The sequence below is a fragment of the Pseudomonas sp. R1-43-08 genome (assembly GCF_003852255.1).
Classification (GTDB): domain Bacteria; phylum Pseudomonadota; class Gammaproteobacteria; order Pseudomonadales; family Pseudomonadaceae; genus Aquipseudomonas.
In genome coordinates this window covers 5,094,753-5,119,488 of record NZ_CP027734.1, presented here as the reverse complement: position 1 = coordinate 5,119,488, position 24,736 = coordinate 5,094,753, and the positions used below count along the sequence as shown (strand labels likewise).

Genomic DNA, 24,736 nt, shown 5'->3' with positions numbered 1-24,736 from the left:
ATGGAAATCTTGCATGGGCCTGTGGATAACCTGTAGAGACCCGACGCCAGGCCACGCCGCCCGGGGATCTTCTCCACCTGAGCAAAAAACGAACAGTTTCAACGGCTTGTGCACAAATGGCGGGGATCAGGTTGTGGATAACCTTGGGGTGAATCGCTGCAAGCCACGAAAAATGTGGCTTGCAGGAAGTTGTACGTTATTTGATCAGCGTTTGCGCATGGTCAGCCAGGCGTCCAGGCTGTAGATAACCAGGCCGGCCCAGATAAAGGCGAAGGCGATCAATGTACTGGGCGCCAGATGTTCGCCGAACAGCAGCACGGCTTCCAGCAGCACCAGCGTGGGCGCGACGTACTGTAGAAAGCCCAGTGCGGTGTAGGGCAAATGCCGTGCGGCGGCGTTGAAACACACCAGCGGGACCAGCGTGACGGGCCCGGCCGCCACCAGCCACCAGGCCTCGGAGGTGCTCCAGAACGGCAGTTGTGCACTGTGCGCCGTCGGGTTGAACAGCAACCACGCGATGGCAATCGGTACCAGCATCCAGGTTTCCACCACCAGCCCCGGCAGCGCTTTGACCGGCGCCTGCTTGCGAATCAGGCCATAGAAGCCAAACGTCAGCGCCAACACCAATGACACCCACGGCAAGCTGCCGACCTGCCACACCTGTTGCGCCACACCGACCGCCGCCAGACCCACGGCCACCCATTGCAGACGACGCAGGCGTTCGCCGAGCAGAAGCATGCCGAGCAGCACATTCACCAGCGGGTTGATGTAGTAACCCAGGCTGGCCTCAAGCATGCGCCCGGTGTTCACCGACCACACGTAGGTCAGCCAGTTGGCAGCGATCAGCGAGCCACTGAGGGCGAGGATCGCCAGGCGCCTGGGGTTGTCGCGCAGCTCGCGAAACCAGCCTGGGTGTTTCCACACCATCAACAGCAAACCGCCGAACAGCGCCGACCACAGCACGCGATGCACGATGATCTCGGCGGCGGGCACACTGGCAATGGCTTTGAAATAGAGCGGGAACAGACCCCAGATGACATAGGCACTCAGGCCCAGGATGTACCCCTTGCGAGGGTTGACGGCGTGCATTGCAGAATCCTTGCTTAGGCAGCTAACAAAGCGCGATTGTAATTGGGTTTTTCGATCGTTCCCACGCTCTGCGTGGGAATGCCGATTTGGACGCTCTGCGTCCGCTCTTTGTGTGACGCAGAGCGTCACCCGATGCATTCCCACGCGGAGCGTGGGAACGATCAGCGGTCAGAAGAGTTTGAGGGGTTCTTCATTGAGCGCCGACAGTTGCTCACGCAGCGCCAGCACCTGGTCGCCCCAATAGCGCTCGCTGCCAAACCACGGGAAGCTGTGGGGAAATGCCGGGTCTTCCCAACGTCGCGCCAGCCAGGCGCTGTAGTGCATCAGGCGCAGGGCGCGCAGGGGTTCGATCAGGGCCAGTTCCCGTGGGTCGAAGTCGTGGAATTCCTGGTAACCGTCCATCAATTCCGACAGTTGGCCCAGGCATTCCTGGCGATCCCCGGCGAGCATCATCCACAGGTCCTGCACCGCCGGGCCCATGCGGCAGTCATCCAGATCGACGATGTGGAACATCTCGTCGCGGCACATCATGTTGCCGGGGTGGCAGTCGCCGTGCATGCGGATGTTCTTGTGCGGGGTGGCCTTGTACACCTCTTCCACACGCTTGAGCAGGTCGCGGGCCACGGACTCGTACGCCGGCAACAGGCTCTTGGGAATGAAGTTGCCTTCGAGCAACGTGGTCAGGGAATCGTGACCGAAGTTCTTCACGCCGAGCGCTTCGCGGTGTTCGAACGGGCGGGTGGAACCCACGGCATGCAAACGCCCGAGCAATTGCCCGAGGCGATAGAGCTGGTCGAGGTTACCCGGCTCCGGGGCCCGTCCGCCACGGCGTGGAAACAGAGTGAAGCGGAAACCCTGGTGCTCGAACAGGCTTGCGCCGTTGTGGATCAGCGGGGCGACCACCGGGACTTCGCAGTCAGCCAGTTCGAAGGTGAAACGGTGTTCTTCCAGGATCGCTTCGTTGGTCCAGCGTTGGGGCCGGTAGAACTTGGCGATCAGGGGTTCGGAGTCTTCGATGCCCACCTGATACACGCGGTTTTCGTAGCTGTTGAGCGCCAATACACGGGCGTCGCTGAGAAAGCCGATGCTTTCGACGGCGTCGAGCACCAGGTCGGGAGTGAGTGTTTCAAACGGGTGGGCCATGCGAACTCCTGCGCGCAGCAGGGCGCCGCGTCCGGCCGGGTATGGTAACGCACCGGGCTTGAGATAGGTGGGGGCTGTGCTATCGCCATCGGGGGCAAGCCCCCTCCCACACGGAATGTATCCGCAGGTCAAAATGTGGGAGGGGGCTTGCCCCCGATAGCGGTTTGTCAGGCGCCAACAACCCCACCATCATCCCGCCGAATCGCCACCACCGACGAACGCGGCTTGCCGTTCGCCAGGTGCTCCGGCCAGGTCGAGCCCCCGGTTTCACCCGGATGCTGAATGCCCACGAACAGGGTTTTCTGATCCGGCGAAAAGCTGATCCCGGTCACTTCACACGCCACCGGCCCGACCATGAACCGGCGGATTTCTCCAGTAGTTGGGTCTGCGCAGAGCATCTGGTTATTGCCCATGCCGGCGAAGTCGCCTGAGTTGCTGTAGTCGCCGTCGGTGAGGATCCACAGGCGGCCGGCCTTGTCGAAACCCAGGCCGTCCGGGCTGTTGAACATATTTTGCGGGTTGATGTTGGACGAGCCGCCCTTCGGCGAGCCCGCGTGCACGCCGGGGTTGCCGGCGACCACGAACAGGTCCCAGGTGAAGTCCGTGGCACCGTGGTTATCGGCGTCGGCTTTCCAGCGCAGGATCTGGCCATACACGTTCTTTTCTCGCGGGTTGGGCCCGCCTACCGGCTGGCCGTCTTCGCCGCGCTTGGCGTTGTTGGTGAGTGTGCAATAGACCTGGCCGTCGGTGGGGCTGACCACGATCCATTCCGGGCGGTCCATGCGCGTGGCTTTCACCACGCTGGCAGCCAGGCGTGCATGAATCAGCACTTCAGCCTGGTTGGCAAAGCCGCTGCTGGCATCGATGCCGTTTTTGCCGTGGGTAAGTTCGACCCATTGGCCTTTGCCCTTGGGGTGATCGGCATCGCCATCGCCCGCGTCGAAGATCGCCACGTACAAGGTCCCGTGATCGAGCAGATCCTTGTTGGCTTTCGGGTTGTTGTGGTCGATCCGATCGCGGCTGACGAACTTGTAGATGAACTCGCCGCGCTCGTCATCGCCCATGTACACCACGGCGCGGCCATCGCGGGTTTCTGCCAGGGCAGCGTTTTCGTGCTTGAAGCGGCCCAGGGCAGTGCGCTTGACCGGAGTGGATTGCGGGTCGAACGGGTCGATTTCCACTACCCAGCCATGGCGGTTGAGTTCGTTGGGGTTCTTGGCCATGTCGAAGCGCGGGTCGTGGGTGTGCCAGTGGATGTCTTTGCTGGCGGCGATCACGCCATAGCGTTTTTGCCCGGCGTCGAAGGTTTGCTGTGGGTCGCTGCTGCCGAAGCAGTCGGTGAAGTTCTCTTCACAGGTCAGGTAAGTGCCCCACGGCGTCTTGCCGTTGGCGCAGTTCTGGAAGGTGCCGAGGGCTTTCTTGCCGGTTTTGTCGGCGCGGGTTTTCAACCAGTCGTGGCCGGCGGCAGGCCCGCTCAGGCGGATCGGCGTGTTGCCGTGGATGCGCCGGTTGTAGCGTGAATCCTGGACGAACTGCCAGGTATCGCCCTTGCGCTGTATTTCGATCACCGAAACGCCTTCGCTGGCCAACGCCTTGCGCACGTCTTCGGCCGATTGCGGCGCGCCGCCATGGGCGTAGAGGTAGCGGTAGTTGGTGTATTCGTTGTTGATCGCCATCAGTGCGCGGCGGTCGTCACCGGGGAAGGGAAACAGGCTCATGCCGTCGTTGTTGTCGCCGAACTGTTGTTCCTGGGCCTCGGCGGTGCCGTTGCCGCTGGGGTCGAAGGCTGGGGCGCGCTTGCTCAAGGGCTGGCCCCAACTGATCAGTACCGAGGCGCTGTAGCCGGGCGGCAGGGTGAGGGTGTCGCTGGTAGCGGCGCCGATGCTGGAAAATCCCAGCAACGGGCTGGCAGAGGCGGCGTTCACGGCCAGTGCGCTGCGGCTGAGCAGGTTGCCGCCCAGGAACATCGCAGCGCCGCACAGGGCGCCGGCGCCGATGAAGCGGCGACGGGTGAGGCCGACCATCTGTTCAAGGTCGGTGGCTTGGTTTTCTTCTAATAAGTTCATGTCAGGCTCCCTACGGTTTTTGCAGATACCTTAAGGAGCGAGCGTGACGAAATTGTTGCAGTTTGATGGCGCGTGCTCGCTACACCGGGGTGCCGAGCAGTACATTGCCGGGGGCGAACTGCACCTGGATCGGCTGGCCTTGCGCGGCATTGAGCGCAGTAAGTGCGGCGGGCTGCGCCAGGGCACACAGCACCTGACCGTTGGGCAGGCCGATGCGCACTTCGCTGGGGCCGTCTTCAGCGTCGAGAACCGCCTCGATCACGCCGCTCATGCAATTGTGTCCAGGTGTTGCGGCTTGCCCGATGGCCAGCAATTCCAACCATCCGGCCTTGATCAGGGCAACCACTTCCACGCCAGCCTCCAGCTCCAGCCGTTGCGTGCTGTCGTGGGTGATCTGTGCATCCAGGTGCAGGCCGCCGGCCAATTGCAGGCGGACTCGGTCATTACGGCCCTGGCGCTCGATGGCGCTGACCTGACCGTGCAGTTGATTGCGCGCACTGGTGCGCAGCATCAGGCGCCCCAGCAGGTTGAAGTCGCGGGCCGCTTCGTCCGTGGCGAGCACTTCGGCTTGCAGCACCTGCAGGCGCTGATAGAGGCGCAGCACGCGCTCACCTTCGGCGGTCAGCCTGGCGCCGCCACCGCCTTTGCCGCCGACGCTGCGCTCCACCAGAGGTTTTTGCGCCAGATTGTTCAGTTCATCGATGGCGTCCCAGGCGGCTTTGTAGCTCAACCCCGCACTTTTGGCGGCGCGGGTGATGGAGCCCTGCTCGGCGATATGCCCCAGCAGGGCAATGCGCTGAGGGCGGCGGATGATGTGCTGGCTGAGCGGGGAGGTCAGAGGCATGTGGACACGCTTGGCTGGAATGAGCGGACGTTGCCGCCCAGCGGCACGGGAGTCAAGTCACGCGCCGGGTTTTGGCGTGCGGGCCAGGCAATACACATCGACCTGGCGCGCACCGGCCTGCATCAATAACCGCGCCAGGCTATGGGCGGTGGCGCCGGTGGTCAGTACATCGTCGACCAGCGCCAGGTGACGTCCCTGCACCCAGGCGCCGGGTGCCAGGGCGAAGGCATTGCGCAGGTTGCGCTTGCGCGTTTTGGCATCGAGGTCTTGTTGCGCAATGGTTTCATGGGGGCGCAGCAACAGGTGTTCATCGTAGGGGATGTTCAGGTCGCTGCTGAGCCAGCGCGCCAGCATTGCGGCCTGGTTATAACCGCGCTGGCGCAGACGTTTGGGTGGCATCGGCACCGGCAGCAAACAATCGGGGCGGCTGAGTTCGGCATTCTCGAACCGATGGCGCAGGAATCTTCCGAACAGGCGCCCCAGCAAGTGCCCCAAGGGCCAGCGTGCCTGGTGCTTGAACCGGCTGATCAGGCTGTCTACCGGGAAACTGTAGGTCCAGGGCGCGATCACCTGTTTATACGCGGGCGGTTGTTGCTGGCATTGGCCGCAAATCAACCCGTCCATCGGCAAGGGCAGGGCGCACACCTCGCACTGCTCCATCAGCCATGGCAGCTCGGTTTCGCAGGCGTTGCATACACAATCGACGCTATCAGCCCGTTCATCGCAGATTAAACAGGTTTGTACGCTTTTTAACCAGATGTAAACCTGGTGTTTGTGGGTTGGTTGACAGTGCATGAATCTTCCTTAAATATGCCGAGCATCCGTGTCGTACCTGTGGGTATTGCCCTGCCCGCAGCGTTAGCCTAAGCATAATCAAGGAATCACCCATGAGCGCCAGCACCTCTGCCACCCTGCGTCACGATTGGTCTTTGGCCGAAGTCAAAGCACTGTTCGTGCAGCCGTTCAATGACCTGTTGTTCCAGGCGCAGACTGTGCACCGCGCGCATTTCGACGCCAACCGCGTGCAGGTATCCACCCTGCTGTCGATCAAAACCGGCGCGTGCCCGGAAGATTGCAAATATTGTCCGCAGTCGGGTCACTACAACACCGGCCTGGAAAAAGAAAAACTGATGGAAGTGCAGAAGGTCCTCGAAGAGGCCGCCCGCGCCAAGGCCATCGGCTCGACGCGTTTCTGCATGGGCGCCGCATGGAAACATCCATCGGCCAAAGACATGCCCTACGTGCTGGAGATGGTCAAAGGCGTGAAGGCCATGGGCCTGGAAACCTGCATGACCCTCGGCCGTCTCGACCAGGACCAGACCGCCGCGCTGGCTCAGGCTGGCCTTGATTACTACAACCACAACCTGGATACCTCGCCGGAATTCTACGGGTCGATCATCACCACGCGCACCTACGGCGACCGCCTGCAAACCCTGGCCTACGTGCGTGAGTCGGGGATGAAGATCTGCTCGGGCGGCATCCTCGGCATGGGCGAGTCCCTGGATGACCGTGCCAACCTGCTGATCCAACTGGCCAACCTGCCGGAGCATCCGGAGTCGGTGCCGATCAACATGCTGGTCAAGGTGGCCGGTACGCCGCTGGAAAATGCCGACGACATCGACCCGTTCGACTTCATCCGCATGCTGGCGGTGGCGCGCATCCTGATGCCGCAATCCCATGTGCGCCTGTCGGCTGGGCGTGAGGCGATGAACGAGCAGATGCAGGCCCTGGCGTTTTTCGCTGGCGCCAACTCGATTTTCTACGGCGACAAGCTGCTGACCACCGCCAACCCGCAGGCGGACAAGGACATGCAACTGTTCTCGCGCCTGGGCATCTTGCCGGAAGCCCGCGAGGAGCACGCCGATGAAGTGCATCAGGCGGCCATTGAGCAGGCGTTGGTGGAGCAGAAGAGCAGCGAACAGTTCTACAACGCCGCTGTTTGACTGAAACCAAATCCCAATGTGGGAGGGGGCTTGCTCCCGATGGCGCAGGGTCAGTCAACTTATGTACCGACTGACACACCCCCATCGGGAGCAAGCCCCCTCCCACAGTTTTGACCGAGTTGAACCCGCATGTCTTTCGATCTCGCCGCGCGCCTCGCTGCCCGCCGTGCCGAACACCTTTACCGTCAACGCCCCTTGCTGCAGAGCCCTCAAGGCCCGGAAGTGGTGGTGGACGGCAAGCCGCTGCTCGCCTTTTGCAATAACGACTACCTGGGCCTGGCCAACCATCCGCAGGTGATCGAGGCCTGGCGCGCCGGTGCGTCCCGTTGGGGCGTGGGCGGTGGTGCGTCGCACTTGGTGGTGGGCCACGCCACGCCGCACCATGCGCTGGAAGAAGCCCTGGCCGACCTGACCGGGCGCCCGCGTGCGTTGCTGTTTACCACCGGCTACATGGCCAACCTCGGCGCGGTCACGGCGTTGGTGGGGCAGGGCGATACGGTGCTGGAAGACCGTCTCAACCATGCGTCGTTGCTGGATGCCGGCTTGTTGTCCGGGGCCCGTTTCAACCGCTACCTGCATAACGACGCCGCCAGCCTGGCCAAGCGCCTGGAGAAAGCCTGCGGTAACACGCTGGTAGTGACCGATGGCGTATTCAGCATGGATGGCGACCTGGCCGATCTGCCGGCGCTGGCCCGTGAAGCCAAGGCCAAAGGTGCCTGGTTGATGGTAGATGACGCCCATGGCTTTGGCCCGCTGGGGGCCAATGGCGCGGGGATTGTCGAGCATTTCGGCTTGAGCCAGGATGACGTGCCGGTACTGGTCGGTACCCTGGGCAAAGCGTTCGGCACCGCCGGGGCCTTTGTGGCGGGCAGCGAAGAACTGATCGAAAGCCTGATCCAATTCGCCCGCCCCTACATCTACACCACCAGCCAGCCACCGGCTTTGGCCTGCGCCACCCTGAAAAGCCTCGAGCTGCTGCGCAGCGAGCATTGGCGCCGCGAGCATCTCAACGCGTTGATCCGCCAGTTTCGCCAGGGTGCCGAACAGATCGGCCTGGCGCTGATGGACAGCTTTACGCCGATCCAGCCGATCCTGATTGGCGACAGCGCGCGTGCCCTGCGCCTGTCGCAGATGCTACGCGAGCGCGGATTGATGGTGACCGCGATCCGTCCGCCCACGGTACCCGCCGGCAGCGCCCGTTTGCGCGTGACCTTGACGGCGGCCCACAGCGCGGCGCAGGTGCAGCTATTGTTAAACGCGTTGGAGGCGTGTTTCCGTTTGTTGAACGCCACGGAGCCCGAACATGCGTGATCGACTGGTACTGCTGCCCGGCTGGGGCCTGGGGGGGTCGCCGCTGGAGCCGCTGGCTGCGGCGTTGCACGGTTTGAATGAACACCTGCAGGTGCAGGTCGAGCCCTTGCCGGCACTGGAGGGCAGCGAACTGGCCGAATGGCTCGACGAACTGGATGCCACGCTGCCGGACAATGTCTGGCTCGGCGGCTGGTCCCTCGGCGGCATGCTCGCTGCAGAGCTGGCGGCGCGACGCGGCGAGCGTTGCTGCGGTTTGCTTACCCTGGCAAGTAACCCGTGTTTTGTCGCCCATGCTGATTGGCCGCATGCCATGCCCGCTGAAACATTCGACGCGTTCCTCGCCGGCTGCCACGCGGATTCCCAGGTCACCCTCAAGCGCTTTGGCCTGTTGTGCGCCAAAGGCGCCGCCGACCCACGCGGGCTGTCGCGGCTGCTGGTCAGTGGAGCACCGAACACGGCGCCCAGCGTATTGATGCCCGGCCTGGAGTTGCTCGCCCAACTGGACACCCGCGCCGCCTTGCAGGCCTTTCGCGGGCCACAACTGCACCTGTTTGCCGGCCTGGACGGGCTGGTGCCGGCCGAAGCCGCCAGTGACCTGCTGGCGCTGCTGCCCGATGTGGAAATCGGCCTGATTGAACAGGCCGGTCACGCTTTTCTTCTGGAAGACCCCCACGGTGTGGCGGGGGCCATCCAGGCTTTTTTGCATGAGTATGCTGATGACTGATCTATCCCATCCTCCTCTGCCGGGCGCCTTGCCGGACAAGCGCCAGGTGGCCGCGTCGTTCTCCCGGGCCGCCGCCAGTTACGACAGCGTGGCCGAGTTACAGCGGGCGGTCGGGCACGCACTGCTCGCTCGGCTGCCGATGGGCCTTGCGCCCCAGCGCTGGCTCGACCTGGGCTGCGGCACGGGCTATTTCAGCCGTGCACTGGCTGAGCGCCTGCCGGCCAGCCAAGGCATGGCGCTGGATATTGCCGAGGGCATGCTCAACCATGCGCGGCCTTTGGGCGGCGCGCAGCACTTCGTCGCGGGGGATGCGGAACGCCTGCCGCTGAAGGCCGACAGCTTCGAGCTGATCTTCTCCAGCCTGGCGGTGCAGTGGTGTGCGAACTTCGATGCGGTCCTCAGTGAAGCGTTTCGCGTGCTGCAACCGGGCGGCGTGCTGGCCTTCGCCAGCCTGTGCGTAGGCACGCTGGATGAACTGCGCGAAAGCTGGCGCGCGGCGGATGGCCTGGTTCACGTCAACCGCTTCCGCACCTTCGAGGCGTATCAACAGCTGTGCGCCGCCAGTGGTTTTCGGGTGGCAAGCCTGGAGCGACGGGCCCATGTACTGCATTATCCGGACGTACGCAGTCTGACCCACGAATTGAAAGCCTTGGGCGCACATAACCTCAACCCAGGGCGCCCGGGAGGGTTGACCGGCCGTGCGCGAATCGCGGCATTGATCCAGGCTTACGAGCAGTTCCGTCAGGCCCAGGGCCTGCCCGCCACCTATCAGGTGGTGTACGCCGTACTGGAGAAATCGCTATGAGCGCCGCTTATTTCATCACCGGTACCGACACCGATGTGGGCAAGACCACCATCGCTGCCGGCCTGCTGCATGCTGCGCGTCAAGCCGGCAACAGCACGGCGGCGGGAAAGCCTGTGGCCTCGGGCTGCCAGGTAACGCCCAAGGGGTTGCGCAATGCCGATGCCCTGGCGCTGCTCGCCGAATGTTCGTTGCCCTTGACGTATGCCGAGGTCAACCCGGTGGCATTCGAACCGGCGATTGCACCGCATCTGGCCGCCCGTGAGGCAGGTGTCGCGCTCACGGTGCAATCGCTGCTCAAGCCGATGCAGCGGATCCTGGCGCACCAAGCGGACTTCACGTTGATCGAAGGCGCAGGCGGTTGGCGTGTTCCCTTGGCCGACCAGGCCAATCTGTCGGACCTGGCCATTGCGCTCAAGCTGCCGGTGATTCTGGTGGTGGGGGTGCGGCTGGGGTGTATCAGCCACGCGTTGCTCACGGCCGAAGCGATCGCACGAGATGGTCTGCCGCTGGCCGGTTGGGTGGCCAATATCATCGATCCGAAGACCTCTCGTCTGGAAGAGAACCTCGCCACCTTGGCCGAGCGTTTGCCGGCGCCTTGCCTGGGGCGAGTGCCCAAACTCAAGCACGCCGGGGCAGCCGCGGTGGCCGCCTACCTGGAAATGGACCTGCTTGACTGATTTTGGCTATCGCTAAGGCAATATGCCATTAGTGTTTTTAGCGGGCCTTTTGCCAGGATGTCTGGTTCAATTGGCTATCACGATTCTCTAAAGGCAGGCTTGCGCCATGGAAATCTCTGGAAGCAGCGCGTTTTATTCGGGCCTGAGCACCATTCAGGCCGGGCAGAGCCGTGTCGACCAGGCCGCCGGCAACATTGCCAGCGCCGCGACCACCCAGCCATCGGCCGCGCAAAGCGACCGTCTGCAGGCCAATGATCGTGCCCAGGCATCCAATTCGGCGAGCAATATGGTCGAAATGGCCCAGGGCAAGTTTCAAGTGGAGCTGGGGGCGAAAGTCGCCAAGGCTTCGGACGAAATGCTCGGTACGTTGATCGATACCTACGCCTGACCCTCCTGCCTTATGCAATTCAAAATGTGGGAGGGGGCTTGCTCCCGATAGCGGTCTATCAGTCGATAGCTATTTGACTGATGCACTGCCATCGGGAGCAAGCCCCCTCCCACATGTGTTCCGTGCCCTCCCGCCGAAATCCTACACTTCTTGATCTGTGGCATCACGCCACAGGCTTCGCTGTGCCTGCCATTGACCCGCATCAAGACAAACGGCATCGGGCCGACGCTTGACAACCCCAGGTCGTAAACGTATGTTTCAAACACCTGTTTGACCGCCATCACACATCCACGCGGTTGTTCATCCCAGATACATCAGCAGAGGTTTATCGCTATGCCTGACTACAAGGCCCCCTTGCGTGATATTCGCTTCGTGCGTGACGAACTGCTCGGCTATGAAGCGCACTATCAGAGCCTGCCGGCTTGCCAGGACGCTACCCCGGACATGGTCGACGCCATTCTGGAAGAAGGCGCCAAGTTCTGTGAGCAAGTGCTGGCACCGTTGAACCGCGTGGGTGACATCGAAGGGTGTACCTGGAGCGAGTCAGGCGTTAAAACCCCAGCAGGTTTCAAAGAAGCCTACAAACAGTTCGTCGAAGGCGGCTGGCCAAGCCTGGCTCACGACGTGGCACACGGCGGCCAAGGCCTGCCGGAGTCCCTGGGCCTTGCGGTGAGTGAAATGGTCGGCGAAGCCAACTGGTCGTGGGGTATGTACCCAGGCCTGTCCCATGGCGCGATGAACACCATTTCCGAGCATGGCACGCCCGAGCAGCAAGACGCCTACCTGACCAAACTGGTTTCGGGCGAGTGGACCGGCACCATGTGCCTGACCGAACCGCACTGCGGCACCGACCTGGGCATGCTGCGCACCAAGGCCGAACCCCAGGCCGATGGTTCGTACAAAGTCTCCGGCACCAAGATCTTCATCTCGGCCGGTGAACACGACATGGCCGACAACATCGTCCACATCGTCCTGGCGCGCCTGCCGGATGCACCGGCTGGCACCAAAGGTATCTCGTTGTTCATCGTGCCCAAGTTCCTGCCCAACGCCGATGGTTCGGTGGGCGAGCGCAACGCGGTGACCTGTGGCTCCCTGGAGCACAAGATGGGTATCCACGGCAACGCCACCTGCGTGATGAACTTCGACGCGGCCACCGGTTACCTGATCGGCCCGGCGAACAAAGGCCTGAACTGCATGTTCACCTTTATGAACACCGCGCGTCTGGGGACTGCGCTGCAAGGCCTGGCCCACGCCGAAATCGGCTTTCAGGGCGGCCTCAAATATGCGCGTGATCGCTTGCAGATGCGCTCCCTGACCGGCCCGAAAGCGCCGGACAAAGCCGCCGACCCGATCATCGTGCACCCCGACGTACGCCGCATGCTGCTGACCATGAAAGCCTTCGCCGAAGGCAACCGTGCGATGGTGTACTTCACCGCCAAGCAGGTGGATATCGTCAAGTACGGCACCGATGACGAAGCCAAGAAACAGGCCGATGGCCTGCTGGCCTTCATGACCCCGATCGCCAAGGCGTTCATGACCGAAGTCGGTTTCGAGTCCGCCAACCACGGCGTGCAGATCTACGGCGGCCACGGGTTCATCGCTGAGTGGGGCATGGAGCAGAATGTTCGCGACAGCCGTATTTCGATGCTGTACGAAGGCACCACCGGTATTCAGGCGCTGGACCTGCTCGGTCGTAAAGTGCTGATGACCCAAGGCGAAGCGCTGAAGGGTTTCACCAAGATCGTCCACAAGTTCTGCCAGGCCAATGAAGGCAACGACGCGGTCAAGGAGTTCGTGACGCCGCTGGCGGCGCTGAACAAAGAGTGGGGCGAGTTGACCATGAAGGTCGGCATGGCCGCGATGAAAGACCGTGAAGAAGTCGGTGCCGCCTCGGTGGACTACCTGATGTACTCCGGTTACGCGTGCCTGGCTTACTTCTGGGCCGACATGGCCCGCCTGGCGGCTGAAAAACTGGCCGCCGGCACCACCGAAGAAGCGTTCTACACCGCCAAGCTGCAGACCGCGCGCTTCTACTTCCAGCGCATCCTGCCGCGCACCCGCACCCACGTGGCAACCATGCTGTCGGGCGCGAGCAACCTGATGGACATGAAAGAAGAAGACTTCGGCCTGGCTTACTAAGCTGTACGGGATCTTCCGAAACCGCCGCCCTTAGGGGTGGCGGTTTTTTTTCGCCGGTTGTAACGCCGCAGGCCTGAGAGTGTAATGCGATCCCCTGTGGGAGGGAGCAAGCCCCCTCCCACATTTGGTCACTGTCGCCTATAAAAATGCGCTCCGAAGCTAAGGGATTATCAACCCGTGCCGTTACAGTGATGGCAATGTGATACATGCCGGACGAGTTGTGTTTAACTGGTCCCGCAGAGGCACTATGCCATCACTTTTTGCGGGTCGGAGTTTTACCCTTGTCACGCGTGTCTGCCCTACGGTTCAGCCATTTCCTGCCCTCGTTGCTGCTGTTGCTGGCCGGGCTCTCGGCTGCTTATCTCAAAGACCTCAACGTCTTCTTCACCTCGCTGTTCAACGTGCTGCCAACCTTGGTGCTGTTGCTCGGCGGTGCGTACTGCGCGGTGTATCGGCGCCAGCGTGAGCTGTTCCTGATGATCACGGTGTATGTCGCTTATTTCCTGCTCGACACCCAGACCGACTTCTACCGCGACAATGGCCGCGTGCGCGAAGACGCCGCCGTGGTGTTTCACCTGTGCTGCCTGCTGCTGCCCTTGCTGTTCAGCGTGTATGCGCTGTGGCAGGAAAAGACCCACCTGTTCCGCGACTTCGTCGCACGCTGCGCGGTGTTGCTGGCCGTCGGCAGTGTGGCGCTGGCGCTGGAGCAAAGTTATCCCCAGGGCGTGCTGGACTGGTTGGCCGAGATTCGCTGGCCGGTGCTGCATGGCGCCTGGATGAGCCTGATCCAGCTGTCATACCCGATGTTTCTGATCGGCTTTCTCACCCTGGCCGCCCAGTACTGGTATCAGCCGCGCCCGCTGCATGCCGCGCAGCTGGTGGGGTTGCTGGGGATGTTCTGGATGCTGCCGCAAACGTTCATCCTGCCGTTTACCCTCAACATCATGTGCAGCCAGGTCATGCTGATGATCGCTGCCGGTGTGGCGCACGAGGCGTATCAAATGGCGTTTCGCGATGAGCTGACCGGCTTGCCGGGGCGCCGCGCCCTTAACGAGCGCATGCAGCGGCTGGGCCGCAACTACGTGCTGGCGATGGGCGACGTGGACCACTTCAAGCGGTTCAACGACACCCATGGCCATGACGTGGGTGACCAGGTGTTGCGCCTGGTGGCGAGCAAGCTGTCCAAGGTCAACGGTGGCGGGCGCGCCTATCGTTACGGCGGGGAAGAGTTTGCCGTGGTGTTCGCCGGCAAGACCCTGGATGAATGCCTGCCGCACCTGGAGGAAATCCGCGAGATCATCGCCAACTATGCGATCAAATTGCGCAACCCGGACCGCCCCCCTGACGACCATCAAGGCCGCCAGCGTCGGGCCGGCAGCGGTGCCTCGAGTGTGTCGGTGACCGTCAGCATCGGCGTGGCCGAGCGCCAGGCCGAGCAGCGCAGCCCTGAAGAAGTGCTCAAGTGCGCCGACCAGGCGCTGTATGCCGCCAAGGGCGCCGGGCGCAACTGCGTGATTGCGGCCGGGCAGAACCGTCGCGGTGCGGTGCGTATGGAGCGTGCTGCCGGTTGAGTAATGGTGCTGTATTCAGCAGCGCTACAGTGATTGTCCGGGGCATTGGCCGGCAGTAGGTTGAACTATCTGCCGCCGGAGACATTGCCATGCCTGAATACAAAGCTCCCCTGCGCGACATGCGCTTTCTGATCGACAACGTGTTCGACTTCCACGGCCATTACGCGGCCCTGGGCGCGACGGACGCCAGCCCCGACATGGTCAATGCAATTCTCGAGGAGGGCGCGAAGTTTTGCGAGAACGTACTCGCGCCGCTCAATCGCAGCGGCGATGAAGAGGGCTGTCATTTCGATCAGGGTGTGGTGACCACGCCCAAGGGCTTCAAGGAAGCCTTCGCCCAGTACGTGGAAGGCGGCTGGCATGGCCTGGCGGCAGACCCGGCCTACGGTGGCCAAGGCTTGCCGCAGTCACTGGGGCTGGTGCTGAGCGAGATGATCGGCTCCAGCAACACCTCCTGGGGCATGTACCCAGGCCTGACCCACGGTGCAATGTCGGCGATCCACGCCCATGGCACCGACGAACAGAAAGCCACTTACCTGCACAAGCTCACCGCTGGCGAATGGACCGGCACCATGTGCCTGACCGAAGCCCATTGCGGCACCGACCTGGGCTTGATCAAGACCCGCGCCGTACCTCAGGCCGACGGCAGTTACGCGGTCACCGGCAGCAAGATCTTCATCTCGGCCGGCGAGCACGACATGAGTGCCAACATCATCCATCTTGTGCTGGCCAAACTGCCGGATGCGCCGGCGGGCACCAAAGGCATCTCGTTGTTTATCGTGCCCAAGTTCCATGCCGATTCCGGTGAACGCAACACGGTGCACTGCGGCTCCATCGAGCACAAGATGGGCATCAAGGCCTCGGCCACCTGCGTGCTGAACTTCGACGGCGCCAAGGGCTTCCTGATTGGTGAGGCGAACAAAGGCCTCAACTGCATGTTCACCATGATGAACCACGCGCGCCTGGGCACCGGGATGCAGGGTTTGTGCAACGGCGAGGCGAGCTTCCAGGGCGCGATCAAATACGCCAACGACCGCCTGCAAATGCGCTCGTTGACCGGCACCAAGGCCCCGGAGAAAGCCGCCGACCCGATCATCGTGCATGCCGACGTACGCCGCATGCTGCTGACCATGAAAGCCTTCAACGAAGGTAATCGCGCGCTGACCTACTTCACCGCCCAGTTGCTCGACACGGCGCACCTGAGTGACGATGCGGGCCAGCGCCAGGAGGCCGAGGACCTGTTGGCCTTCCTCACGCCGATCTGCAAAGCCTTCATGACCGAAACCGGGCTGGAGGTGACCAACCACGGTATGCAGGTATTCGGCGGGCATGGCTACATTCGCGAGTGGGGCATGGAGCAATTGGCCCGGGATGCCCGGATTGCGCCGATCTATGAAGGCACCAACGGTATCCAGGCCCTCGACCTGCTGGGGCGCAAGGTGCTGGGCAGCCAGGGCAAGTTGCTGCGCGGCTTTACCAGAATTGTGCATAAGTTCTGCGTCGCCAATGCCGAGCACGCGCAACTCAAGGCCGCTGTAGAACAGCTCAACCAGTTGAACCAGCAATGGGGTGAGCTGACCCTGAAGGTCGGCACGGCAGCGATGAAAAATCCTGACGAAGTAGGCGCGGCGGCCATGGATTACCTGATGTACAGCGGTTACATCATCCTCGCCTACCTGTGGTTGCGCATGGCGATCGCGGCGCAGGCGCACGATGAGCCCGGGTTTGCCCAGGGCAAAACTGCGACCTGCGACTTTTATTTCAAGCGCCTGTTGCCGCGCACCGCCATGCACCGGGCCGCCGTGGAGGCGGGCAGCGAATGCCTGATGAGCTTACCGGCGCAGGCATTTGCCCTATAGACGGGAGAGGTTTGGTGTGACTTATAAATACTTAATGGTCACGAACGGACCCTATGTGTCTGAAAAGTTGTTCGGGTACACTCGGAGTCTGTAAAACCGATCCTATCGAATCACTTTTCACCTTCTCACGAGGTTTGCCATGGCTGATTACAAAGCGCCGTTGCGTGATATGCGCTTCGTCCTCAACGAAGTTTTTGAAGTCGCCACGACGTGGGCCCAATTGCCTGTCCTGGCCGACACGGTTGACGCCGAAACCGTTGAAGCGATCCTCGAAGAAGCCGGCAAGGTTACTGCCAAATCCATCGCGCCGTTAAGCCGTGGCGGCGATGAGCAAGGCTGCCACTGGACGGACGGTGCGGTCACTACGCCGGACGGTTTCCCCCAGGCCTACGCGACTTACGCCGAAGGCGGCTGGGTCGGTGTGGGTGGCGACCCGGTATACGGCGGCATGGGCATGCCCAAGGCGGTGTCGGCACAGGTCGAAGAGATGATCAACTCGTCCAGCCTGGCTTTCGGCCTGTACCCGATGTTGACCTCGGGCGCTTGCGTGTCGATCAATACCCACGCCAGCGAGGAACTCAAGGCCACCTACCTGCCGAAGATGTATTCCGGCGAATGGGCCGGTTCCATGTGCCTGACCGAAGCCCATGCCGGCACTGACCTGGGCATGATTCGCACTAAGGCCGAGCCCCAAGCGGACGGTTCCTACAAAGTCAGCGGCACCAAGATTTTCATTACCGGCGGCGAACACGACCTGACCGAAAACATCATCCACCTGGTGCTGGCCAAACTGCCGGATGCACCGGCGGGCCCCAAAGGCATCTCGCTGTTCCTGGTGCCGAAGTTCATGGTGAACGCCGACGGCAGCCTCGGCGCACGCAACCCGGTGAACTGCGGTTCGATCGAACACAAGATGGGCATCCAGGCCTCCGCGACGTGCGTGATGAACTTCGACGAAGCGGTGGGTTACCTGGTCGGTGAGCCTAACCGTGGCTTGGCGGCGATGTTCACCATGATGAACTACGAGCGTCTGGGGGTGGGCATCCAGGGCCTGGCTTCCGGCGAGCGGTCCTACCAGAACGCGATTGAATATGCCCGCGACCGGCTGCAGAGCCGCTCTCCATTGGGCGCACAAGCCAAGGAAAAACCCGCCGACCCGATCATCGTGCACCCGGACGTGCGCCGCATGTTGTTGACCATGAAGGCGGCGAACGAAGGCGGCCGTGCGTTCTCCACCTACGTCGCGACGCAACTGGACATCGCCAAGTTCAGCGAAGACGCCGCCGCCCGCGAGCGCGCCGACAACCTGGTGGCGTTGCTGACGCCGGTCGCCAAGGCATTCCTCACGGACCTGGGCCTGGAAACCACCGTGCTCGGCCAGCAAGTATTTGGTGGCCACGGCTACATTCGCGAGTGGGGCCAGGAGCAGTTGGTGCGTGATGTGCGCATCACCCAGATCTACGAAGGCACCAATGGTATCCAGGCGCTGGATTTGATGGGGCGCAAGATTGTCGGCAGCGGTGGCGCGTTCTACACCTTGTTCGCCGATGAGATCCGTCAGTTCATCGCCACTGCGGGCGAGGCATTGGGCGAGTTCACCCGGCCGCTCGGCGCGGCGGTGGATAACCTGGATGAACTGACCGCCTGGGTGCTGGACCGTGCCAAGACCAACCCGAATGAAATCGGCGCAGCCTCGGTGGAATACCTGCATGCGTTCGGTTACATGGCGTACGCCTATATGTGGGCGCGCATGGCCAAGGCTGCGTTGGGCAAAGAGGCCGAAGAGGATTTCTATGCCAGCAAGCTGGGCACTGCGCGCTTCTACTTTGCGCGCCTGTTGCCACGCATTCACTCGTTGAGTGCGTCGGTAAAAGCCGGTAGCGAATCGCTGTTCCTGATGGATGAAGCGCTGTTCTAGGGGGTGAGGCGCGCATGTAAGCATTCTCTTACATGACGTGCTGCTAATCGTCCTCTATCGCCATATTGGATCCACGGATAATCTACTTCACATGGACGTCGCGCAGGAAGCGCAAAGCAACAACACGGACACGTAGGATTCTGCCAGGATGGCGGAGTGAAATGGATGTCAGGGAAACAGTCTGCAAAGCCCCGCTTCGGCGGGGTTTTCTTTTGCCCGCGAAAAAGTCAGGCGCCTGCCTGCGGGGCATTCATCACGTCTTCCAGCAACGTGCGCAGCAATGCCACCGTCGCTTGCTGGCGCTGCACGTCACGGCACACCAATCCGACTTTCAACGGCACCCTGGGTTCGCTCAAGGGTTTCCACAGCAACGACTGGCTGTTGTGTTCGTCCTGTGAGCGCCCCGGTAGCACAGTGGCCAACTGGGTGTGGGGCAGGCTGTCGAGAATCCCTACCATGGTATTGAGCTCCGCCTGCACCTGCGGGCGCCGGCCCAGGTTGGCCAACTGGGCCTGCCAAATCTGGCGCACCTGAAATTCCTCGCCCAATAGCAACATTGGCAACTCGGCTGCCTGTTTCAGCGAGACCTTCTTGAATTCCCGCAAGGGATGGTGCTCAGGAATGACCACCTTCAATTCATCTTCATACAACAACACGCCATGCAGGCCCGGCTGGCGCGGTGGCAGGTAGCTGATACCGATGTCCAGCGAGCCGTTGAGCAGCCGCCGCTCGATTTCCAGCCCGGTCAATTCGTAGATTTGCACCACCAAGTGAGGTTGGGCCTTGCGCACCCGCTCGAGCATCTGCGGCACCAGGCTGGTGTGCACGGTTTGCAGCACGCCGATGGCCAAGGTGCGCATCGCCTGGCCTTTGAAGTTGCGCAACGCCTCCACCGCTTGCTGCATGCCGTCGATCAGGGGCAAGGCATGGTTGTACAACGTGTGTGCCGCCAGCGTAGGGAGCAGGCGTTTGCTGCTGCGCTCGAACAGGCTCACGTCCAGGTTCTGTTCCAGTTGGCGAACCTGCTGCGACAAGGCTGGTTGGGAAATCGACAGACGCTCGGCGGCACGGCCTACATGGCCTTCTTCATACACCGCGACGAAATAACGCAGTTGCTTGAAATCCATAAGATTTGCTTATCGAAAAAGCTGGAAAATCGAAATGGCCGTGGGCCCATGAGACGCCTAGTCTAGCGCCTATTCGCAGGGCTTACAGGGCCGGATCGGGCAATGAATAACGTTTTTGGTAATGGCGTTTACATAGGCAAGGCAAAACATCTCAGCACCGGGCTTGCACCCGGTACCGACCAAGGTCCGCTTGCTGTCAGAGGTGAACTGTGAACCTGTTCCGGCGCGCCGCGCCTAGCCTTGACGACCTGGTGCTTCATGATCCGCATCGTGATTTTTCCAGCCATTGCCTGATGCCTACTGTCGCGCGCCCCTGCGAGGTGTTCGTCCAGGGTCACGGCTCCTGGCTGTCGGACAGCGACGGCCGTGCCTATCTGGATTTCAGCCAGGGCGGCGGTGCCAACAGCCTAGGCCATAGTCCACAAGCGGTGCGCGACGCCATTGCTGAACAGATGCAAACCGTGATCAATCCTGGCATGGGCTTGCACAACCGGGCTCAGCTCGACCTGGTTGAGCGCCTGTGCCATCACACCGGCAGCGATCAGGCCTATCTGCTCAATAGCGGTGGGGAAGCTTGTGAAGCCGCGATCAGACTGGCGCGCAAGTGGGGCCAACTGCATCGCGGCGGCGCTTATCACATCATCACGGCGGGTAACGGCTGCCATGGCCATGGTTTCGCAGCGATGTCGGCTTCGGCCGTTGCCCGCGAAAACCGTTTCGACCCGCTATTGCCGGGCTTCAGTCATGTGCCGTTCAACGATCTGCCGGCGCTGCACGCTGCCGTCGACGCGCACACCGTCGCCATCATGCTGGAGCCAATCCAGAGCGCAGCGGGTGTCATTCCCGCGACCGAACACTACCTCAAGGGCGTCGAACGCCTGTGCCGCGAGTTGGGGATCCTGCTGATTCTTGACGAAGTGCAAACCGGCATCGGCCGCTGCGCCAGCCTGCTCGCCGAACAGCAATACGGCGTGCGCGCCGACATCATTACCCTCGGCAAAGGCCTGGGCGGTGGCGTGCCCCTGGCGGCGTTGCTGGCGCGCGGCACAGCCTGTTGCTTCGAGGCGGGCGAGCTGGACGGCACGCATCACGGCAATGCGCTGATGGCGTCAGCGGGTAGCGCGGTACTCGATGCCGTGTTGGCCAGTGGCTTTTTCGAACTGGTACGCGAATCTGGCCACTACCTGGCAGAGGGCCTCGCGCGCCTGGCCCACCGTTATGAACACGGACAATTGCGCGGCAACGGTCTGCTATGGGGCCTCACGCTATCGGACGATTCTGCGGCTGCGGTGGTAAAGGCCGCGCTGCACGAAGGCCTGATCCTCACCGCTACGCAGCCTGATTGTCTGCGCTTTACCCCCGCCCTGAATGTCAGCAAAAACCACATCGACGAAATGCTTCTGCGCCTTGCCCGTGCCTTCTCTCGGGTACGTACCGCCCAACTGCAATGCCGCAAGGGCATCGCTGTCTGACCTCGACTTCCTGAACCGTCTCGCGGGGATACGCGGCGCCTCCAGCCTGATTCTTTTGGCTGGGGGCGTTTTTTTGTCTGTTGATTAAAGGATGGCCCAACGCCAGAACCCACTGAACCCTCACGAAGCGCCAAGGTCGATTAGCTACACGGCTCACACGAGCCGATTTCTGGAGCTGACCCATGGACATCATTCGTATCATCATCGCCATTCTGCTGCCGCCACTGGGTGTGTTCCTGCAAGTAGGTTTCGGCGGCGCGTTCTGGCTGAACATTCTGCTGACCCTGTGCGGTTACTTCCCCGGCATCATTCACGCGGTGTACATCATCGCCAAGCGCTGAGGCCCTCAGCCTTTGGCGATGAGGCGTGAATTGCGCTCATTGCGAAACGCCAGTTGCTCGATGGTCTGGGTGGCATGTTCGGCTTCTTCCCGCGCTTGAAGGATGATGCCGTGCTGCTCGGACTTGCTGCACACCGGGTCGGCGTTGCTCGCATCCCCCGTGAGCATGAAGGCCTGGCAACGGCAGCCGCCGAAGTCCTTTTCCTTCTCATCGCATGAACGGCACGGCTCGGGCATCCAGTCGTAGCCGCGAAAACGGTTGAAACCGAACGAGTCGTACCAGATGTGTTGCATGCTGTGGTCGCGCACATTGGGAAACTGCACCGGCATCTGTCGGGCGCCATGACAGGGCAGGGCGGTACCGTCCGGTGTCACGGTCAGGAAAATACTGCCCCAGCCATTCATGCAGGCTTTCGGGCGTTCTTCGTAGTAATCCGGCGTGACGAAAATCAACTTGCACGGGTGGCCTTCGGCTTCAAGCTTGGCGCGGTATTCGTTGGTGATGCGTTCGGCGCGTACCAGTTGTTCCCTGGTCGGCAATAACCCCACACGATTGAGCTGCGCCCAGCCGTAGAACTGGCAGGTGGCAAGCTCGACAAAATCCGCCTCGAGGGCAATGCACAGCTCGATAATGCGGTCGATCTTGTCGATGTTATGCCGATGGGTGACGAAGTTCAGCACCATCGGATAACCATGGGCTTTCACCGCCCGAGCCATTTCGAGCTTTTGCGCGAAGGCTTTTTTCGAGCCGGCCAGCAGGTTGTTGACCTGTTCGTCACTGGCCTGGAAGCTGATCTGGATATGGTCCAGGCCGGCCTTTTTGAAATCGCTGATCTTCTGTTCGGTCAGGCCAATGCCTGAGGTAATCAGGTTGGTGTAGAACCCCAGTTTGCGCGCTTCAAAGATCAACTCGGCCAGGTCCTGGCGCACCAGCGGTTCACCGCCGGAAAACCCGAGCTGCGCAGCGCCCATTTCGCGGGCCTCGCGAAAGACCTTGATCCATTGCTCGGTGCTCAGCTCCTTGCCCTGCTCGGCAAAATCCAGCGGGTTGGAGCAGTACGGGCACTGCAGCGGGCAGCGGTAAGTCAGCTCGGCGAGCAGCCACAGCGGCAGGCCGATGGCGGGTTTTTCAGGCAAGGGTGATCCAGTGCTCGGCACGGGCGACCTCCATGAATTGCTCGATGTCATCACCGAGTTCCGGCACGCCGGGAAATTGCCGGTCCAGCTCGGCGATGATGGCCGCCACGTCGCGCTCACCGTCAATCAAGCCACCAATCAGCGCGGCGCTGTCGTTGAGCTTGATCATGCCTTCGGGGTAGAGCAACACATGGCCTTTTTGCGCGGGTTCGTACTGGTAGCGATAGCCTTGGCGCCAGGCCGGTTTTCTGCTGCGATCAAAGCTCATAGGGTGATCCCTTTATGCCAGACCCGCTGCGCGGTCACGCTGTGATACGGCGGGCGGTTCAGTTCGTAGGCCATGCTCATGGCATCAAGCATGCTCCACAGGATGTCCAGTTTGAACTGGAGAATTTCCAGCATGCGCTCCTGGCCTTCACGGGTGGTGTAGTGCTGCAGGGTGATCGCCAACCCGTGTTCCACGTCGCGCCGGGCCTGGCCAAGACGGGTGCGGAAGTACTCATAGCCGGCCGGGTCGATCCACGGATAATGCTGCGGCCAACTGTCGAGGCGCGACTGATGGATCTGCGGCGCGAACAGTTCGGTCAAGGAGCTGCTGGCGGCTTCTTGCCAACTGGCGCGGCGGGCGAAGTTGACGTAGGCGTCTACCGCAAAGCGTACGCCGGGCAGCACCAGTTCCTGGGAGCGCAGTTGGTCCGGGTCGAGACCGACGGCTTGGCCCAGGCGCAGCCAGGCTTCGATGCCGCCGTCTTCTCCGGGCGCGCCATCGTGGTCGAGCAGGCGCTGGATCCATTCACGGCGGATTTCGCGGTCCGGGCAGTTGGCCAGGATCGCTGCGTCCTTGAGGGGAATGTTCACCTGATAATAGAAACGGTTGGCGACCCAGCCCTGGATCTGCTCGCGGGTGGCGCGGCCTTCGTACATCGCCACGTGATACGGGTGGTGGATGTGATAGAAGGCGCCTTTGGCGCGCAGGGCGTGTTCGAATGCTTCAGGGGTCATCGGTGTATCAGTCATATGAGTCTCCTACAACTCGATGCTCATGCCGTCGTAGGCTACTTCGACATTACGCCGCACCAGCTCCGCTCGCTCGGGGGAATCTTCATCAAGGATCGGATTGGTGTTGTTGATGTGGATAAGCACTTTGCGCTGCTCGGGCAACTGTTCCAGCACTTCGAGCATGCCGCCAGGACCGTTTTGCGCCAGGTGGCCCATTTCGCGGCCGGTGCGGGTGCCGACGCCACGGCGCTGCATTTCGTCGTCGTCCCACATCGTGCCGTCCACCAGCAGGCAGTCGCTGCCGGCCATGATGTCCAGCAGCGGTGCGTCGACCTTGCCCAGGCCTGGGGCGTAGAACAGTTTGCCACCGGTGCGCAGGTCTTCGACGATCAGGCCGATGTTGTCGCCCGGGTGCGGGTCGAAGCGGTGCGGCGAATACGGCGGGGCGGCGCTGCGCAGCGGCAGTGGGGTGAAGCGCAGGTTGGGGCAGGCCGGGATAGTGAAGCTGGCGTCCAGCTCAATACGGTTCCAGGCCAGGCCGCCGTTCCAGTGCGTGAGCATGGTGAACAGCGGGAAACCGGTGCTCAGGTCTTCATGGACCATATCGGTGCACCACACCTGGTGCGGGCAGCCCTCGCGCAGGCTCAGTAGGCCGGTGGTGTGGTCGATCTGGCTGTCCATCAGGATGATCGCGCTGATGCCGGTGTCACGCAGGGCGCGGCCCGGTTGCATCGGCGCAAACCCCTGCAGTTGTGCGCGGATATCCGGCGATGCGTTGCACAGTACCCAATTCACACCATCATCGGAAATCGCGATGGACGACTGGGTCCGCGCCTGGGCCCGCAGGCTACCATCACGAAAACCTGCGCAATTCACACAGTTGCAGTTCCACTGCGGGAAGCCGCCGCCGGCGGCGGAACCTAGAATCTGGACAAACATGATCGCTCCATCAAGCACAGCTCAAAACAAAAACGCCCCGGGCGAACCGAGGCGTTGTATTACCCAGCGGATTAACGGCTGGCGAAGTACATGGTGACTTCGAAACCGATGCGCAAATCAGTGTAAGCAGGTTTGGACCAGGTCATATTCATACTCCTATCAAGGGACGGGATGTTCACTACCAAGTAGTACATATAGTCCACCTCCCATGGGAGATGTTCAGATATTGCGTGGGAATATTACGC

At 61.8% G+C, this 24,736-nt stretch carries 23 protein-coding genes; 12 read left to right on the top strand and 11 right to left on the bottom strand.

Annotated elements, in window-relative coordinates; genetic code table 11:
* Positions 1–204: 204 nt before the first annotated feature.
* From rarD to C4J87_RS23555, 5 genes are all read right to left on the bottom strand, one after another.
* Positions 205–1,089, bottom strand: coding sequence for an EamA family transporter RarD (gene rarD / locus C4J87_RS23575; RefSeq protein WP_124368592.1), 885 nt, complete (start codon positions 1,087–1,089; stop codon positions 205–207).
* 168 nt (positions 1,090–1,257) lie between these two features.
* Complete coding sequence (locus tag C4J87_RS23570; protein WP_124368591.1) at positions 1,258–2,232, bottom strand: serine/threonine protein kinase; 975 nt, start codon at positions 2,230–2,232, stop codon at positions 1,258–1,260.
* 167 nt (positions 2,233–2,399) lie between these two features.
* Positions 2,400–4,298 (bottom strand): PhoX family phosphatase, encoded by a 1,899-nt coding sequence (locus C4J87_RS23565; protein WP_124368590.1) that lies wholly within the window; start codon positions 4,296–4,298, stop codon positions 2,400–2,402.
* A 79-nt stretch (positions 4,299–4,377) separates the two neighbouring features.
* Entirely contained in the window at positions 4,378–5,142 is a 765-nt protein-coding gene (locus tag C4J87_RS23560; RefSeq protein ID WP_124368589.1) for a TOBE domain-containing protein, read from the bottom strand.
* A 57-nt stretch (positions 5,143–5,199) separates the two neighbouring features.
* Positions 5,200–5,937, bottom strand: a complete 738-nt coding sequence (locus tag C4J87_RS23555; protein WP_124368588.1) for a ComF family protein — start codon at positions 5,935–5,937, stop codon at positions 5,200–5,202.
* Between the two features lie 92 nt (positions 5,938–6,029).
* On the opposite strand from C4J87_RS23555, the gene bioB reads away from it, so the two are divergent.
* The 10 genes from bioB (at position 6,030) to C4J87_RS23505 (ending at position 18,477) form a co-directional block, all read left to right on the top strand.
* Positions 6,030–7,085 carry a biotin synthase BioB gene (gene bioB / locus C4J87_RS23550; RefSeq protein WP_124368587.1) on the top strand — a complete coding sequence of 352 codons (1,056 nt, stop codon included), beginning with the start codon at positions 6,030–6,032 and terminating at the stop codon, positions 7,083–7,085.
* Positions 7,086–7,214: 129 nt separating this feature from the next.
* Complete coding sequence (gene bioF / locus C4J87_RS23545) at positions 7,215–8,396, top strand: 8-amino-7-oxononanoate synthase (RefSeq protein ID WP_124368586.1); 1,182 nt, start codon at positions 7,215–7,217, stop codon at positions 8,394–8,396.
* Positions 8,389–9,120 carry an alpha/beta fold hydrolase gene (locus C4J87_RS23540; protein WP_124368585.1) on the top strand — a complete coding sequence of 244 codons (732 nt, stop codon included), beginning with the start codon at positions 8,389–8,391 and terminating at the stop codon, positions 9,118–9,120. Before bioF ends, C4J87_RS23540 begins: the two co-directional genes overlap by 8 nt.
* Positions 9,113–9,925 (top strand): malonyl-ACP O-methyltransferase BioC, encoded by an 813-nt coding sequence (gene bioC, locus C4J87_RS23535; RefSeq protein WP_124368584.1) that lies wholly within the window; start codon positions 9,113–9,115, stop codon positions 9,923–9,925. Before C4J87_RS23540 ends, bioC begins: the two co-directional genes overlap by 8 nt.
* Entirely contained in the window at positions 9,922–10,602 is a 681-nt protein-coding gene (bioD, locus tag C4J87_RS23530; protein WP_124368583.1) for a dethiobiotin synthase, read from the top strand. The genes bioC and bioD overlap by 4 nt, the downstream gene beginning before the upstream one ends.
* Before the next feature lie 106 nt (positions 10,603–10,708).
* Positions 10,709–10,990 carry a pyrroloquinoline quinone biosynthesis protein PqqE gene (locus C4J87_RS23525; protein WP_124364675.1) on the top strand — a complete coding sequence of 94 codons (282 nt, stop codon included), beginning with the start codon at positions 10,709–10,711 and terminating at the stop codon, positions 10,988–10,990.
* Positions 10,991–11,323: 333 nt separating this feature from the next.
* The gene (locus tag C4J87_RS23520) at positions 11,324–13,129 is read left to right on the top strand and encodes a phenylacyl-CoA dehydrogenase (protein ID WP_124368582.1); all 1,806 of its coding nucleotides are present in this window, start codon (positions 11,324–11,326) and stop codon (positions 13,127–13,129) included.
* Between the two features lie 281 nt (positions 13,130–13,410).
* Positions 13,411–14,700, top strand: coding sequence for a diguanylate cyclase (locus tag C4J87_RS23515; RefSeq protein WP_124368581.1), 1,290 nt, complete (start codon positions 13,411–13,413; stop codon positions 14,698–14,700).
* An 89-nt stretch (positions 14,701–14,789) separates the two neighbouring features.
* Positions 14,790–16,559: an acyl-CoA dehydrogenase C-terminal domain-containing protein gene (locus tag C4J87_RS23510; protein ID WP_124368580.1), complete on the top strand. Its 1,770-nt coding sequence runs from the start codon at positions 14,790–14,792 to the stop codon at positions 16,557–16,559.
* A 139-nt stretch (positions 16,560–16,698) separates the two neighbouring features.
* A complete protein-coding gene (locus C4J87_RS23505; protein WP_124368579.1) occupies positions 16,699–18,477 on the top strand; it encodes an acyl-CoA dehydrogenase C-terminal domain-containing protein in 1,779 nt (592 codons plus the stop codon).
* Positions 18,478–18,704: 227 nt separating this feature from the next.
* On the opposite strand, the gene C4J87_RS23500 is transcribed toward C4J87_RS23505, so the two are convergent.
* The gene (locus C4J87_RS23500; protein ID WP_124368578.1) at positions 18,705–19,604 is read right to left on the bottom strand and encodes a LysR family transcriptional regulator; all 900 of its coding nucleotides are present in this window, start codon (positions 19,602–19,604) and stop codon (positions 18,705–18,707) included.
* A 209-nt stretch (positions 19,605–19,813) separates the two neighbouring features.
* Here C4J87_RS23500 and C4J87_RS23495 point away from each other — a divergent pair, with 209 nt between their 5' ends.
* Together C4J87_RS23495 and C4J87_RS23490 are read left to right on the top strand one after the other, a co-directional pair.
* Positions 19,814–21,076, top strand: a complete 1,263-nt coding sequence (locus tag C4J87_RS23495) for an aspartate aminotransferase family protein (protein ID WP_124368577.1) — start codon at positions 19,814–19,816, stop codon at positions 21,074–21,076.
* A gap of 182 nt (positions 21,077–21,258) precedes the next feature.
* Entirely contained in the window at positions 21,259–21,417 is a 159-nt protein-coding gene (locus tag C4J87_RS23490) for a YqaE/Pmp3 family membrane protein (RefSeq protein ID WP_003194776.1), read from the top strand.
* A 5-nt stretch (positions 21,418–21,422) separates the two neighbouring features.
* Here C4J87_RS23490 and pqqE read toward each other — a convergent pair whose 3' ends face one another.
* The 5 genes from pqqE to pqqA all read right to left on the bottom strand — a co-directional run bounded on the left by pqqE (position 21,423) and on the right by pqqA (position 24,637).
* Positions 21,423–22,604 carry a pyrroloquinoline quinone biosynthesis protein PqqE gene (pqqE, locus tag C4J87_RS23485; protein ID WP_124364668.1) on the bottom strand — a complete coding sequence of 394 codons (1,182 nt, stop codon included), beginning with the start codon at positions 22,602–22,604 and terminating at the stop codon, positions 21,423–21,425.
* On the bottom strand, positions 22,546–22,821 hold the full coding sequence (gene pqqD, locus C4J87_RS23480) for a pyrroloquinoline quinone biosynthesis peptide chaperone PqqD (RefSeq protein ID WP_124368576.1): 276 nt from the start codon (positions 22,819–22,821) through the stop codon (positions 22,546–22,548). The genes pqqE and pqqD overlap by 59 nt, the downstream gene beginning before the upstream one ends.
* Positions 22,818–23,570 (bottom strand): pyrroloquinoline-quinone synthase PqqC, encoded by a 753-nt coding sequence (gene pqqC / locus C4J87_RS23475; RefSeq protein WP_124368575.1) that lies wholly within the window; start codon positions 23,568–23,570, stop codon positions 22,818–22,820. The genes pqqD and pqqC overlap by 4 nt, the downstream gene beginning before the upstream one ends.
* 9 nt (positions 23,571–23,579) lie before the next feature.
* Entirely contained in the window at positions 23,580–24,491 is a 912-nt protein-coding gene (gene pqqB, locus C4J87_RS23470) for a pyrroloquinoline quinone biosynthesis protein PqqB (protein WP_078739427.1), read from the bottom strand.
* Between the two features lie 71 nt (positions 24,492–24,562).
* Positions 24,563–24,637: a pyrroloquinoline quinone precursor peptide PqqA gene (gene pqqA, locus C4J87_RS23465; RefSeq protein WP_003194766.1), complete on the bottom strand. Its 75-nt coding sequence runs from the start codon at positions 24,635–24,637 to the stop codon at positions 24,563–24,565.
* Between the last annotated feature and the right edge of the window lie 99 nt (positions 24,638–24,736).

Coding starts and splice junctions, on each gene's coding strand:
- rarD (WP_124368592.1), bottom strand. CDS start 1,089: ATGCACGCCGTCAACCCTCGCAAGGGGTACATCCTGGGCCTGAGTGCC.
- C4J87_RS23570 (WP_124368591.1), bottom strand. CDS start 2,232: ATGGCCCACCCGTTTGAAACACTCACTCCCGACCTGGTGCTCGACGCC.
- C4J87_RS23565 (WP_124368590.1), bottom strand. CDS start 4,298: ATGAACTTATTAGAAGAAAACCAAGCCACCGACCTTGAACAGATGGTC.
- C4J87_RS23560 (WP_124368589.1), bottom strand. CDS start 5,142: ATGCCTCTGACCTCCCCGCTCAGCCAGCACATCATCCGCCGCCCTCAG.
- C4J87_RS23555 (WP_124368588.1), bottom strand. CDS start 5,937: ATGCACTGTCAACCAACCCACAAACACCAGGTTTACATCTGGTTAAAA.
- bioB (WP_124368587.1), top strand. CDS start 6,030: ATGAGCGCCAGCACCTCTGCCACCCTGCGTCACGATTGGTCTTTGGCC.
- bioF (WP_124368586.1), top strand. CDS start 7,215: ATGTCTTTCGATCTCGCCGCGCGCCTCGCTGCCCGCCGTGCCGAACAC.
- C4J87_RS23540 (WP_124368585.1), top strand. CDS start 8,389: ATGCGTGATCGACTGGTACTGCTGCCCGGCTGGGGCCTGGGGGGGTCG.
- bioC (WP_124368584.1), top strand. CDS start 9,113: ATGACTGATCTATCCCATCCTCCTCTGCCGGGCGCCTTGCCGGACAAG.
- bioD (WP_124368583.1), top strand. CDS start 9,922: ATGAGCGCCGCTTATTTCATCACCGGTACCGACACCGATGTGGGCAAG.
- C4J87_RS23525 (WP_124364675.1), top strand. CDS start 10,709: ATGGAAATCTCTGGAAGCAGCGCGTTTTATTCGGGCCTGAGCACCATT.
- C4J87_RS23520 (WP_124368582.1), top strand. CDS start 11,324: ATGCCTGACTACAAGGCCCCCTTGCGTGATATTCGCTTCGTGCGTGAC.
- C4J87_RS23510 (WP_124368580.1), top strand. CDS start 14,790: ATGCCTGAATACAAAGCTCCCCTGCGCGACATGCGCTTTCTGATCGAC.
- C4J87_RS23505 (WP_124368579.1), top strand. CDS start 16,699: ATGGCTGATTACAAAGCGCCGTTGCGTGATATGCGCTTCGTCCTCAAC.
- C4J87_RS23500 (WP_124368578.1), bottom strand. CDS start 19,604: ATGGATTTCAAGCAACTGCGTTATTTCGTCGCGGTGTATGAAGAAGGC.
- C4J87_RS23490 (WP_003194776.1), top strand. CDS start 21,259: ATGGACATCATTCGTATCATCATCGCCATTCTGCTGCCGCCACTGGGT.
- pqqE (WP_124364668.1), bottom strand. CDS start 22,604: ATGACATCGAGCAATTCATGGAGGTCGCCCGTGCCGAGCACTGGATCA.
- pqqD (WP_124368576.1), bottom strand. CDS start 22,821: ATGAGCTTTGATCGCAGCAGAAAACCGGCCTGGCGCCAAGGCTATCGC.
- pqqC (WP_124368575.1), bottom strand. CDS start 23,570: ATGACTGATACACCGATGACCCCTGAAGCATTCGAACACGCCCTGCGC.
- pqqB (WP_078739427.1), bottom strand. CDS start 24,491: ATGTTTGTCCAGATTCTAGGTTCCGCCGCCGGCGGCGGCTTCCCGCAG.